Annotated in this window: 11 protein-coding genes and 1 tRNA gene; 7 read left to right on the top strand and 5 right to left on the bottom strand. The window is 63.1% G+C overall.

Annotated features, from left to right (window positions below):
• The coding region (locus B2994_RS04135; protein WP_291527112.1) for a DUF6020 family protein at window positions 1–1,585 on the top strand (1,585 nt) is incomplete at its 5' end.
• Between the two features lie 96 nt (window positions 1,586–1,681).
• Window positions 1,682–1,766: transfer RNA gene (locus B2994_RS04130), tRNA-Ser, on the top strand.
• Window positions 1,767–1,843: 77 nt separating this feature from the next.
• Here the strand turns inward: B2994_RS04130 and B2994_RS04125 are convergent.
• Window positions 1,844–2,392, bottom strand: coding sequence for a type 1 glutamine amidotransferase domain-containing protein (locus tag B2994_RS04125; RefSeq protein WP_291527111.1), 549 nt, complete (start codon window positions 2,390–2,392; stop codon window positions 1,844–1,846).
• A 277-nt stretch (window positions 2,393–2,669) separates the two neighbouring features.
• Between B2994_RS04125 and B2994_RS04120 the strand changes: the two genes are divergently transcribed.
• The gene (locus B2994_RS04120; RefSeq protein WP_291527110.1) at window positions 2,670–4,274 is read left to right on the top strand and encodes an MDR family MFS transporter; all 1,605 of its coding nucleotides are present in this window, start codon (window positions 2,670–2,672) and stop codon (window positions 4,272–4,274) included.
• Here B2994_RS04120 and B2994_RS04115 read toward each other — a convergent pair.
• The 4 genes from B2994_RS04115 to B2994_RS04100 form a co-directional block, all read right to left on the bottom strand.
• Window positions 4,251–5,516, bottom strand: coding sequence for an Nramp family divalent metal transporter (locus tag B2994_RS04115; RefSeq protein WP_291527117.1), 1,266 nt, complete (start codon window positions 5,514–5,516; stop codon window positions 4,251–4,253). The two genes, B2994_RS04120 and B2994_RS04115, sit on opposite strands and share 24 nt — an antisense overlap.
• A gap of 214 nt (window positions 5,517–5,730) precedes the next feature.
• Window positions 5,731–6,399, bottom strand: coding sequence for an HNH endonuclease family protein (locus B2994_RS04110; RefSeq protein WP_291527109.1), 669 nt, complete (start codon window positions 6,397–6,399; stop codon window positions 5,731–5,733).
• A gap of 162 nt (window positions 6,400–6,561) precedes the next feature.
• Complete coding sequence (locus B2994_RS04105) at window positions 6,562–7,425, bottom strand: aldo/keto reductase (protein ID WP_291527116.1); 864 nt, start codon at window positions 7,423–7,425, stop codon at window positions 6,562–6,564.
• Between the two features lie 67 nt (window positions 7,426–7,492).
• A complete protein-coding gene (locus tag B2994_RS04100; RefSeq protein ID WP_291527108.1) occupies window positions 7,493–8,041 on the bottom strand; it encodes a hypothetical protein in 549 nt (182 codons plus the stop codon).
• A 245-nt stretch (window positions 8,042–8,286) separates the two neighbouring features.
• Here B2994_RS04100 and B2994_RS04095 point away from each other — a divergent pair, with 245 nt between their 5' ends.
• The 4 genes from B2994_RS04095 (at window position 8,287) to B2994_RS04080 (ending at window position 13,403) form a co-directional block, all read left to right on the top strand.
• Complete coding sequence (locus B2994_RS04095) at window positions 8,287–8,937, top strand: MptD family putative ECF transporter S component (RefSeq protein ID WP_291527107.1); 651 nt, start codon at window positions 8,287–8,289, stop codon at window positions 8,935–8,937.
• Between the two features lie 133 nt (window positions 8,938–9,070).
• Window positions 9,071–9,808, top strand: coding sequence for an energy-coupling factor transporter transmembrane component T (locus B2994_RS04090; protein ID WP_291527106.1), 738 nt, complete (start codon window positions 9,071–9,073; stop codon window positions 9,806–9,808).
• Window positions 9,805–11,496 (top strand): ABC transporter ATP-binding protein, encoded by a 1,692-nt coding sequence (locus B2994_RS04085; RefSeq protein ID WP_291527105.1) that lies wholly within the window; start codon window positions 9,805–9,807, stop codon window positions 11,494–11,496. Before B2994_RS04090 ends, B2994_RS04085 begins: the two co-directional genes overlap by 4 nt.
• 83 nt (window positions 11,497–11,579) lie before the next feature.
• Entirely contained in the window at window positions 11,580–13,403 is a 1,824-nt protein-coding gene (locus B2994_RS04080; protein ID WP_291527104.1) for an AMP-dependent synthetase/ligase, read from the top strand.
• Window positions 13,404–13,524 lie beyond the last annotated feature (121 nt).

Below are 13,524 nucleotides of genomic sequence, written 5' to 3'. Positions count from 1 at the left end.
CACCAACGGCACAAATCGCAACCGTCTCTCCGCGTGCCTCGCCACATCGCTGTCCGGCCTTCTCTCATGGCTGTTCGAACGATGCTCCCCCGCACGCGCCCTCGCCACGGGCGGCCTCATCCTGCTGACGTGGACGCCGTGGATGGCGATGCTGTGGCCTGCCAACATCGCCGCCGACACTGTGGCGCAGCTCGTCTGGATGCGCACCGGCCAGGCATGGGATCCGTCCACGCATCAGGAATTACCGGGATATGTGCTGTCCGACCAGCATCCGTGGCTGGACTCGCTGATCTATGGAGCCTTCGACCGGCTCGGCCTGTGGATGGGATCTGAGGCGTGGGGTCTGTGGATGCTGGCTGCACTGCAGACCATTCTGTGCGCATTGGCTCTCGGCCTTGTGATCACCTATCTGGCCGGTGTGCTGAGGCTGCCGCGCGGCTTCTGCGCCGTTGCGCTGGCGTTCATGGCCTTCGTGCCAATGTATGGACGGCTCATGATGTCGGTGGTGAAGGATTCCACCGTGATGCCGGCGTTCCTAGTGCTGATGGTGCTGGTCGTCGAATACGTACGCCGCGTGCGAGGCGGACTCAAACTCGGCCCGTGGCTCGTCATCGGGATTGTGGCGTTTGCGGTGCTGTGCGGCCAGATGCGCAAGATCTCGGTGGAGATCATAGCCGGCACGTTCGTGGTGCTGGCCGTGATGCTGGCGAAACGTCGGATCACATCGTTGGCGGTGGCGGTCACTCCGCTGGTTCTCGGTATGGTCGTCTCCTCAGTCGCCATGCCAGTCCTGCACGTGGCCCCCGGAGGCAAGCAGGAGATGATCGCCATCCCATTGCAGCAAACCTCCGCGATCATGCTCGACCACGGATCGTCGATCAGCGCAAGCGACCAAGCCATCATCGACCGGGTCATCACCTGCTCGACCGACGAGCTGAGCTCGTATCTCACCTGGCCGGTGGAGGACCATACGGAGATCGGCAGCGCGGACGCCGTCAAGGACCGCTGTTTCAACCGCGAGGCGACCAGCGGCGACGTGCTGGCGTTTGTGGGCGTGTGGACGAAGCTCGCCCTGCAGCATCCCGACACCGCGCTCGCCGCAGTCCCCTGGCTGCGCGACCCGTTCGTAATGGGACCGGTGTACGACGAAGGCTGGTACGTGCGCTGGGGCTGGGAGGAAAAGGGCAGCAATATGATCATGCCCGAATACGCCAGCACCTGGACGTCCGCCGAAGTGTCCACGCCGCAGAAAGTTGGACAGTTCATATACGAACTGTGGAAGAACATCCCGGGGGTGTCGCTGATGCTGAAGGAGAACCTGTACACGGTGTGGGTGCCGCTGTTTGTGATCGCCCTGTGCTGTTGCCTTAGGCGGGGGCGCAATGTGGCATACGCCGTGCCATGGCTGCTGACGATCTGCTCGCTGATGCTGCTGCCCGGTCATCAGACGCGTTATACGTGGACGCTGGCGTTTGGCGTGGCGCTGATCGCCGCGATCCCGCTGATACGGGATGGTGCCGTACGCCGGGATGTGGAACCACACACCAATCGGGATTCCGGAGACGGCAGTCATCCTCGGTCATAAGACACGAATAAGACACGCGGGTTTTGGCGAAATCGAACGCCTGTGTTATTCTAAAGCGGTTGCCTGAGTTGAGGTGGTCCTTGGCTCGCAAGCAATGGAGGATTCGCCTAGTGGTCTATGGCGCACGCTTGGAAAGCGTGTTGGTGTAACAGCCTCACGAGTTCGAATCTCGTATCCTCCGCCGGTAGCCCTGTTTTGTTGACAAGTCAACGGAACAGGGCTTTTTTGACCGAAAACCAGCGACCTCGAACGGGTCCCTCACGCCAAGGCGTCTTTGATGGCGGCCACGAAATAGTCGAGGTCATCGGGCTTGCGGGAGGTAATCAGGCGCCAGCCGCGCTCATCGTCCACATGCAGCCGCTCGTCGACGTACTGGCCGCCCGCGTTCTCGATGTCGGCGCGAATATAGCGGCAGGGCGCGGCGGTTTTGCCGGCGATCAGACCGGCGTTCACCAGCAGCCACGCACCGTGGCAGATCGCGGCAATCGGCTTGCCGGCACGCGCGAACGCCTGGGCCAGCGCAATGGCGTCGGGATTCACACGGACCCGATCCACGTTGCAGGTGCCGCCGGGCACCACCAGCAGATCGTAATCGTCAGCCCGCACGTCACCCATCAGCGCATCCGGAGTCAGCGTCTCGCCCTCATAGCGGTCATGCCTCACGGTTTCGCACGGATCCAGCGTGGTGGCCGCCAACGTGACGCGCACGCCCGCAGCCTTAAGATCACGCAGCGGACGCGTCAGCTCCGTCTCTTCAATGCCCCAGTTGTTGACGATGATCAGGACGCTCTTATCCGTCAATGCCATCCGACACTCCTTGTATTGTTCGATATCCGTTCTTCGCGCCATCAGCGCTATCCGGTTCCCAACCTACACCGAGCCGTGCGAATTGCGGACGATCCGCCGACGGCCCAATCAATGCGCCGATTTCCGACACCGCCAGCAATATCCACCGCGGAACGTAGAGTAGTTGAGTTTCTTTTGATGATGACGGAACTGCGCCGCGACGGAACGCGGCCACGGCCGCAGGCATGCACGGCAGACACGTATATCGAGAATTATCAGGAATCGAGACGACAGCCATATGACGGACAAGGCAACGGATCCAACCACACAGAGGCAACCGGGATCGGGCCGCGCAACCGGCGCACCGCGCTCCAGCCACGCACCGCTCACCCAAGCGGAATCCTATGTCGACGGCCATCTGACCCGACCGGCGTTCGTCTCGATCGCGATCCTCACCTTCATCACCTTCGTCGGCAATTTCACGCAACTGCAGCTCACCAGCGCCCTGCCCACCATCGTCGCCGAATTCCACATCACCGTCACCACAGGCCAGTGGCTCACATCGAGCTTCCAGCTCGTGATGGGCGTGATGGTGCCGTTGACCGCCTTCCTGACCCGACGCTTCTCCACCCGGCAGATCGTGATCACATCCATGGTGGTGTTCACCATCGGTTCGGCGATGTCATGGCTGGGACCAAGCTTCATTCTGGTGCTGATCGGCCGCATCCTGCAGGCGGCCGGCACGGGCGTGATGTGGCCGGTGCTGCAGATCACCGTATTCACCATCTACCCACTGTCGCGCCGCGGCATGGCGATGGGTATGGTCGGTCTGGCGATGTCCGTCGCCCCGGCGATCGGGCCGACGCTGGGTGGCTGGCAAACCGACGCGAACGGATGGCGTTCGATTTTCATTCCCCTGACCGTCATCGGCGTGCTGTGCGCGGCCGCCTCGATCCTGTGGTTGCGCGACTTCGGCGAATCCGACCCCACCGCGCGCGCCGACTTCTTCTCGGTGGCGCTGTCGGTTTTCGGTTTCGGCGGACTGATGTTCGGCTTCACCAACATCGAGGCCTTCCCATTCACGCATCCGATGGTATGGTTGCCCATGACGGTCGGACTGGCGGGCGTCGCCTGGTTCGTACTGCGCCAGATTCAGCGCGACCAGCAGTATCGTGCGGCCTCATCCGCGGAACCGCCGCTGCTCGATCTTGGCGTTTTGAAAAACAAATCCTTCACCATCGGCACGATCATCGCAATGCTGACATTCTTCGCATTCAGCTCGATTATGGTGATCGTCCCGCTCTACATTCAAAACGATCGCGGCTACTCCGCTACAATGTCCGGACTGATTTTCCTGCCGGGCGCCATAGGGCAGGCCATTTCGCAGTTCTTCGGCGGCAAGGCGCTTGACCGCTTCGGAGCAAGGCCGGTCGCCCTGTTCGGATCCATCGTGCTGACCATCGGCACCGCCATGATGAGTCTGATCGGCCCGAACACGTGGATCTACTACATCTCGATCTGCCAGTTCATCCGGCAGATTGGCATGGGATTTGTGCTCATGCCGATCACCACCTGGTCGCTGAACTGTCTCGCCGGCACGGAGGTGTCGGCCGGCTCGGCGGTGACCAACACCTGCCGTCAGATCGCCGGCGCGGTGGGATCCCCGGTACTGGTCATACTGATGGAAACCTGCGCGGCCAACCGGGCTGCAAGCGGATTCGACGCCGTTTCTTCCAGTATTTTCGGCGTGCAGTGGGCATTGCGCGCCTCCACCCTCTGCTGCCTGATCATGGTGATACTGGTGGTGTTTGGCGTGAAGGGGGAGGGCGCGGGACACACGCGCGACATCATCTCGCTGCACGCATTGCGTGAGCGCAGGTCACGCCTGACCGGTCAGCGTTAGATAGATCAGCAGCACATTCAGCGCGATGATCAGCGCCGCCACGGCGATGAAGATCACGTGCTTCACCATGCCGTCGGCATATTCGCCCATCAGCGTGCGGTCATGCGTATAGCGCATCAGCGGAATGATGGCGAAGGGGATGCCGATCGACAGAATCACCTGGCCGATCACCAGAGCCATCGTCGGGTTCGACGCGAAATACAGCACAATCAGCGCCGGCACCAAGGTCACGATGCGGCAGGCCCACATCGGCGCCTTGATATGCAGCAGCCCGCGCATAATCTCCGAGCCGGCATACGTACCCACTGAAGTGGAGCTCAACGACGAAGCCAGCAATCCGATCGAGAAAATCGTGCCGATCGTGGGGCCGAGCACCGTGACAATGGCATGCTGGGCACCCTCGATGGAATCCGTTCCCTGCATGCCGTACAAGCTGTTCGCGGCCAGCAGCAGCAACGACAGATTCACCGTGCCGGCCAGCAGCAGCGCCCACACCACGTCGATTTTCGAACCGCGCAGCAGCTGGCGTATGGACGGACGCTGCTCGCCGCCAGCGTAATGATCATTCACCAGCGTGGAATGTAGATAAATCGCATGCGGCATCACCGTCGCGCCCAGCATCGACGAAGCCATCAGCACCGAATCGGTGCCGCTGAAATGCGGGATCAGCCCGCCCAGCACCTCGCCGGGATTAGGCGGCGCGATCACCAATCCGGCGATGAAGCCGAAGGTGATCACCAGCAGCAGCGCGATCACGATCTTTTCGAAGGTGCGCTGGGTTTTGCCGCCCTCGAACATGAGCAGCACCGTCGACACCGCGCCGATGATCAGACCGCCGACGAACAGCGGCAGGCCGAACAGCAGGTTGAGCGCGATCGCGCCGCCGATCACCTCGGCGAGATCCGTGGCGATGGCGATCACCTCCGCCTGCATGAAGAACATGAAGCGTCCGGCGTCCCCCATGCGTTCACCGAGCAGCTGCGGCAGGGATTTGCCGGTGACGATGCCAAGTTTGGCGGATTGATATTGAATCAGCACGCTCATCGCATTGGCGAGCACCAGCACCCACACCAGCAGGAATCCGTAACGGGCGCCGGATGTGATATTCGCCGCCACGTTACCCGGATCCACATATGCCACGGCAGCCACGAACGCCGGGCCCAGAATACTGGCGAGCGCATGGTTCCTGCCCTTGCGTCCAGCCGCACGCGGATGGGCGTCTCGCGGGTGGACGACCGCCATCTCCATCGTCGTCGCCTGCGCGTGGCTCGGGTCGATCCCCTGCGCGGCATGAGCCGTCTGCCCGTTTTCCGCGCCTGCTGGAGATTCGTCGGGATTCTCATTGTGTTCGCTGATCTCGCGATTTGCCATATGCGTTAACCTTCTACCTTTGTTCCGCCCAACGTTATAGCGCAATCACGTTTCAATGTCACCCGGCGTCATCCATACGCCGCGTCTACCGCTCCGGCACGCCCTGCCCCGGACACGTATGCAGCACGCCCAGCATCGCCTGTTTTTCCTTGGACGTCACGCTGAGTTGGTATTTCGCCTTGACGCCGATCTGCCTGGCCACATACGGGCACTGGTAGGTGGTGTTCTCAGGCAGCCAGCTCGCCGCCGACGCACTGCCCTTGGCTTCGTTCGCACCGCCGTCCACCGCCAGCAGGTTGTACGTGTCGTTGGCGAAACGGTAGCGCTCCGCGGTGGTCCATTCGCTTGCGCCGGATTTCCAGGCGTTTTCCAACGCCACCACATGATCGATCTGCACACGTGCGCTGGTTGAAGGTCCTCGCACAAAATCAATGCCGGCGCCGGTGTAGGGATCGTTCAGGTGGCCGGTTTTCACTTTGCAGCCGCCGCTTTTGGTGTAAGTCACGTCGGTGAGGTCGCGGGCGAGCACCGCCTCGCGCACGTCGCAGCCGTCGCCGTCATCGTCGGTTTTGCGAAAACCGAAGTCGTCGCGCTTATAGGAGCTCGAAGGCGATGGATGATCGTCGACGGTCAGCGTGTTCAGCGTGGTTGCCGCGTCTCCTGTGGCTACATACCCGCCGGTGATGTCGTTCACCGCGGGGCTGATTTTGGGCAGCAGCAGTCCGGCGCTGACGCCGACGATGATGGCTATCACCGTCAGAATCGCGAGCCGCTCCAACGCGGAGGAGCCGAAGCGCGCGCGACGATAGGTGTAGCCGCGCGAAGCGCCGCGCCGTCCTCGCCGGCCACGCCGATTATGCGGGCATGGTCCAAACCCGCATCCACCGCCACGTCTCGCCATGAGGCAGGCCCCGAATCAGGCGTAGGTGAAGGTCATGGGATCGTGGCCGGCGCGAGCCGGACCGTCCAACGCATCGACGGCCGCATGTTCCTCGGCGGTCAGCGCGAAGCCGAACAGGTCGATATTGCTGCGCTGACGGTCGGCATGCACCGACTTGGGAATGATGATGGTTCCATTTTCGATATGCCAGCGCAGAATCACCTGGGCCGGGCTCACGCCGTGAGCCTGCGCGATCCGTTCGATCGTACCGTCGCCGGCGTTGAGATCGGCGCCTCGAGCCATCGGCGAATACGCCTCCACCGCAATGCCGTGCGCCTTGCAGAACGCCACCACCTCGCGCTGCTGCCAGGTGGGATGCAGCTCGATCTGGTCGACGGCCGGCCATTCGCCCGTTTCCTCGTGCAGACGCTCCAGATGCTCCGGCAGGAAGTTGCACACGCCCAGGGTTCTCACCCGGCCCTCGTCACGCAGACGCCGCAGCGCCTTCCACGATTCGCCCGACCGCCAATTGAACGGGGTGGGCCAATGCAGCATGTACATGTCCACATAGTCAAGCCGCAGCAGCTTCAGCGATTCGTCAAACGCGGCGAGCGCGGAATCGTACCCCTGCTCGGAATCGCGCAGCTTGGTGGTGACCCACAGGTTGCGCCGCAGCTCCCCGCGATTCCAGCCGGTCTCCTCCAGCGCGCGCCCGACGCCGGCCTCGTTGTTGTATCCGGCAGCGCCGTCAATATGGCGGTATCCGTTCTCCAACGCCGACTCGACCACCGGTCGCACACCGTCGTCGTCGATGCGCAGCACGCCAAGGCCGATCTGCGGGATCTCGTTGCCGTCGCCCAGGGCGACCATCGGCACCTTCGCCGCCACGTCATTCGTCATGTCAACTTCGCTCATTGCCATGTGTTCCTTTCCATACGCCGTTATGCCGATTCGCCTGCTGATCGCGTCAGCGGTAATCAACATCCCAGGTGACCGACCGATTGTGCTTCATGAAATGCCAAGCGGACACGCGGTCGGCGTCGGTGTCGCCCATCAGCGTGCGCACGGCGACGGCCGTTTGCGCGCCATATGGCAGCGCAGCGAAGTGGGAGTAGGCGTTCCAGCCGTCCACGGCCACCGTATTGGTGTCATGGTCGTCGGTGTAACCATAGCCGGCGGCATTGGACCAGCCGAAAAAGCACAGGCCCCACGCCTTGTGCCGGTCGAGCTCGTGTTCGAACGCATCGGCGGCGGCCAGATCCGCATCGCTCACCCCGAATTCGGATTTGGAGCGCGCATCGGCCCGTTCGCGCCAATCCTCCGGCACGTCAACCGGGCGCGACACGGTATGAGGCAGCACGTCCTCCTCAACCAGGCGCTTCGGCAGGCCGTCCGTCACGCCGGCGAGCAGCAGGCCCAGCATGCGGGCGGGCGCATTCGGCGGAATATGCGCAAGCGCCGCTGACAGATGGCTTTCCGAATCAGCTGATGACGTCCGCTTGGGTTGTGCGACCATATGCGCTCCTTTTGTATATGCCTCCGGGCCTGTTCTGCACGCGATTATAGCCGACGCGGACATGCCAATACCATGTTCCGCGGGAAAAAACAAGTCTTGACTTCGAAGCGTATTCCTTTAATCTGCGAAGTTGACAAAGCCGCAGGCATCAGGGATCCCGGGCAAGCACCGGCAGGGCCGGCGGCCCGGCAAACCGCGCAACCCACGCAACCCGGCAACCCGCCAAAACCATGACAAGGACACATATGACCACCGACAACCCCGCCACCGTCCAGGACGCCCCCGTCGCCGCCTGTTCCGCCACCACCATGGCGGACGGCAAACTCACCACCCGAGACTTCATCACCATCGGCGTATACACCGTGTTGTATTTCGTGCTCATCTGCGCCGCCGCGATGCTCACCAACTTTATTCCCGGCGGCATGGCGGTGATGGGCGTGGCCTGCGGCATTCTCGGCGGCGTGCCGTACATGCTGGTGCTTATGAAGTCGCGGCGCTTCGGTGCGGCAACCATTGTTGGCGTGCTGTTGGCGCTGGTGATGGGCGTGATTCACGGCAACTGGTACACCATCGTCACCGCCGTGGCGGCCGGCGTGGCGGCGGATCTGATCGCCCGTGCAGGCGGATACCGCAAACTGAGCCTCAACATGCTCTCGGCGGGCGTGTTCAACCTGTGGAATCTTGGTCTGTTCCTGCCGTTCTACATCGGACGCAACGACTATCTGGCCGCGCAGGCAGCGAAGAACGGTGCCGAATGGGCGGAGCAGATGGCCAACCTGTTCCCCACCTGGATGCTGCCGGTGATCATCGTCGCGAATGTGCTCGGCGGGCTGCTGGGCGCGTGGATCGCGAAGCTGCTCATGAGGAAGCACTTCCAGCGTGCCGGCTTGGTCTGATCCGCCCCGAAAGGATTCGATTGCATGGGCCATCTGACTCGTGATGAACGATTCTGCCCCATCGGCTCGGTCTGCCACGACTCACTAAGGCCACAATCAATCGCAATCAACACAACCGTTCTCATTCTCCACTATGAACTTCGCCACCACTAGCTACCGCGGCATTCTTCGACTGGATCCGCGCACCAAAATCCTGTTCACCCTGACCGTGGGCGCGTTCTGCCTGACCTTGCTCGGCGGCAGCCTGCCGATCGCCAATACGATCCGGTGGACACTCACCGCCATGTCGTTCATCCTGCTCGCCGTCTGCGGACGACCCAAGGCAGCCGGGGCGTTCCTGGCATGGCTGGCCCTGTCATACGCGGCGGCCGAATGGCTGCTGCCACATATGGGTGGATTCTCCGGCTGGTTCATCTATTCGCTCATCGGCATGACCACGCAGACGCTGCCAAGCGCCGTGGCGGCGTACTGGATGCTGTTCACCACCACGGCGAGCGAATTGATCGAGGCGCTGCAGCGGGCGCACATACCGCAGGCGGTGACGATCCCCCTGGCCGTGATGTTCCGGTTCTTCCCCACCGTCACTGAGGAGACGCGGCGGATCAACGACGCGATGCGCATGCGCGGCGTGCGGCTGGGCGGCGGTAAGGCGGCGAACATGTTCGAATACCGTGTGGTGCCTATGGTGACGAACACGGTGAAACTCGCGGATGAGCTCAGCCAGGCCGCATTGACCCGCGGGCTGGGCGCGTCAAAACGACGCACCAGCATCGCCCGGGTGGGATTCGGCCCGGCGGATTGGCTGGTGATCGCCGGCTGCGCAGCCTGTTATGCGATGCTGGCCGTATCGATGCGCGGGGTGGCGGCATGATTCGGTTCGATCATGTGTGGTTTTCCTACGCGACCGGCGAGACGCAGCAGGAGACGCGGTCCGGCGCACAGCCTGATGCGCAATCCGGCATGCAGCACGCCGCAGCCGGCGTCACCGATCTGAATTTTGAGATCGAGGATGGGCAAACCGTGCTGTTATGCGGCGACTCCGGATGCGGCAAAACCACGGTTACCCGGCTGATCAACGGCCTAGCGCCCTATTATTTCGACGGTTCGCTCAGCGGACGGGTCACGGTGGCCGGCTTGGACACAGCCACCGTCCCAGGCGGCATCGCTGCCATCGCCCGTCACGTTGGTTCGGTGTTCCAGAACCCGAACAGCCAGTTCTTCACGCTCAATGTGACCGACGAACTCGCCTTCGCCTGCGAAAACTTCCGAATCCCGCCCGACGAGATTCGCGAACGCATCGCCGGAGTGGCGACCGGCTTTCATATGGAACATTTGCTCGGCCGCGCCATCGGCGCACTCTCCGGCGGCCAACAGCAGAAAGTCGCCTGTGCGTCGGTGTCGACGGCCGGGCCGGAGGTGTTGGTGCTTGACGAGCCCAGCAGCAACCTCGACGCGCGGGCCATCGCCGATCTGCGCGCAGCCATCGAACTGTGGCGATCCCAGGGCAAAACCGTGGTGATCGCGGAGCATCGCCTCTATTGGCTCGACGGGCTGATCGACCGCGCGCTGTATCTGCGCGACGGCCGCATCACACGTGACATGACCTGCGACGAGCTGCGCGAACTCGGCGATGCCGACCGCGAGGAGCTTGGCCTGCGCCCGACGCGAGCCGACCAAATCACGCGGATGGCCGATACGAGGGGATGGGTGGGCGAGACGGCCACAGCCACCACGCCCAATGCCGACGCAGTCGTCTCCTGGCACGTCGACGATTGTCGCTACACCTACCGTCGCGCCAAACAGCCTGCGTTGGACGTGACGGACCTGGATCTGCGCGCAGGCGCGGTGACCGCGGTAATCGGTTTCAATGGCGCGGGAAAATCAACTTTCGTACGGTGTTTGCAAGGACTGGACCGCCGCTGCCATGGCACGCTGACGCCGGTATGCCTCGGCGAACCGTCCGCGCCGTGCAAGCCGCTTGATTGCGTCGCACGCCTCAGCGCCTGCTATACCGTGCTGCAGGACGTCAATTGCGAGCTGTTCACCGAATCCGTGCTCGACGAGGTGTTGCTCGCCATGCCCGGCAGCGCCTCCCACCCCGCCGAGGCCGATGCCGAAGCCACCGACTCACCGGAATCCGCCGCGCATCATATCCTGCGACGTCTTGATCTCGATCAATTCGCCAACCGGCATCCACTGTCCCTATCCGGCGGCCAGAAACAGCGTGTGGCCATTGCCACGGCATTGGCCTCGCAACGCCGGATCATCATCTTCGACGAGCCAACCAGCGGCCTCGATATGCGGCATATGCGCGAGGTCGCCCGGCTGATCCGCGAGATCGCCGCCATGCGGCGCACGGTTATCGTGGTCACGCACGACCCTGAATTCGCGCTGGCCGCCGCCGACGACGTGGTCACCATCGACAACGGCCGTGCCGTCGACGCCTATCCGCTACGGCGTACGTCGGGAACCCCCGGCGCGGCAGGCCCCGTCGACCCGAAGGCCGCCCGTCGACTGATCGATACGCTGACAGCTAAAACCGTTCCGTCAAATTTGTAGGTTCTCACAACGCCGCCTCGGTCAACGACCTCCTATCGTTGGTGGATACTGGACGTATTGGACCTTACAGGTAAGGAACGGGCATGCTGCAGGAATACACCACCCCCGGCGACGCGGCCGCCGTGCGCGATGACGAAACGATTTTTTCGCTGCTGACGGAACGCCTCGAACGCACCGGCGACGAGACGGTTATCGCCAGCCGCAAAACAGGCCCGGGCAGCTGGGCGAACATCACCACCGGGGAGTTTCACCATCTGGTGCGCGAAGCCGCCAAAGGATTCATGGCATTCGGCATCGAGCGCGGCGACGCGGTGACGATCTTCTCCCCCACCCGCTGGGAATGGGGGGTGATCGACTTCGCGCTGGCGGCGATCGGCGCGGTCAGCGTACCGATCTACGACACGGATTCCGCCGCGCAGGCCAAGCGCATTCTCATCGACTCCGACGTGAAGCTCGCGATCGCCGACGACGAGGAGCGCTTCCACCGCCTCTACACGGTGATGAACGACTGCCCGTCATTGCGTCGCATTCTGATGCTCGACAACAATGCGCTCGGCGCGCTGCAGGGCCTGGGCGCCTCCGTTACCGACATCGAACTCAACCGGCGCATCGCCGAAGGACGGGCCGACGACCTGGCGACCATCGTGTACACCTCGGGCTCCACGGGCGCGCCGAAGGGCGCCGAACTGACACACCGCAATTTCGTGTCCGTTGTGCGCGCCGCCAGCACCGCCCTGCATGAGATGATTCTCGACAATCATCCGCGACTGCTGCTGTTCCTGCCGCTGGCGCACTGCTTCGCGCGCTTCATCCAGTATGCGTCGATCGCCTCGGACGACGGTGTGGTGGGATATCTGCCCGACACCAGGTCGCTGCTGCCCGATCTGCGGTCCTTCCAACCGACCTATCTGCTGGGCGTGCCGCGCGTGTTCGAAAAGGTGTACAACGCCGCCTCCCGCAAGGCCGGCACCGGGTTGAAGGGGCGCCTGTTCGCGCAGGCCGCCGAAGCCGCGCGCGACTGGTCCCGCACCGAGCAGGCCGGCGGCAAGCCCACCGCCAGGCAGATCACGCAGCGTGCACTGTTCGAAACCGCCGTCTACCGCACGGTTCGCGGCGCGCTCGGCCCGAAGATCCGCTACGTCGCCTGCGGCGGGGCGCCCCTGTCACTGGATTTGGCGCATTTCTTCAACGGTATCGGGCTGCCGATGATCCAGGGCTACGGCATGACGGAAACGGCCGCCCCCTTCGCCGCCACCCGCGTCGACGACAATGTGATCGGCACCGTCGGCCAGCCCGCTCCGGGTTCGTCGGTTCGCATTTCCGAGGACGGCGAGCTGCAGGTCAAAGGGCCGAACGTGTTCCGCGGATACCACAATCTGCCCGACAAGACCCGCGAGGTCTTTACCGAGGACGGCTGGCTGCGCACCGGCGATCTCGCCGGGATCGACGACGCGGGACGCATCACCATCACCGGCCGCATCAAGGACATCATCATCACTGCAGGCGGAAAGAACGTCTCGCCGATCCCCATGGAAGAGGAAATCGCGAAGTGTCCGATTGTGGAGCATGCCGTGGTGGTGGGCGACCAGCGTCCCTTCATCGGCGCCGTTATCACGCTGGATCCTGATGGGCTCGCCGCATGGGCGCCCACGCGCCGGCTGCCCGCGGACCTGTCGTTGGAGGAGGCCGCCGACAACGACGAGGTGCGTGCGGAGATCCAGACCTATGTGGATCGGGCCAATTCGCAGGTGAGCCGCGCCGAATCCGTGCGCAAATTCGTGGTATTGCCCAGCCAATTCACACAGGACAACCACTGCCTGACCCCGAGTCTGAAAGTGGTGCGCCCGGCCGTCAACCGCGTCTTCGCCGACGTGATCGCCACCCAAATCTACGGCGACAAGCGCTGACCAGCGCGACGACAGCATTCGGGCGGGCTCACCGCACCGCATTCGCCCATAGAACCTGCCGTCTATAACACTTTGGCCCATAGATCCTGTCGCAAAAGTGACAGAAGCTATGGGCCAAAGC

The sequence above is a fragment of the Bifidobacterium sp. UBA744 genome, from assembly GCA_002298605.1.
GTDB lineage: Bacteria > Actinomycetota > Actinomycetes > Actinomycetales > Bifidobacteriaceae > Bifidobacterium.
Note: the sequence above shows the minus strand (reverse complement) of the source record. Positions and strands in the feature narration are given on the sequence as shown.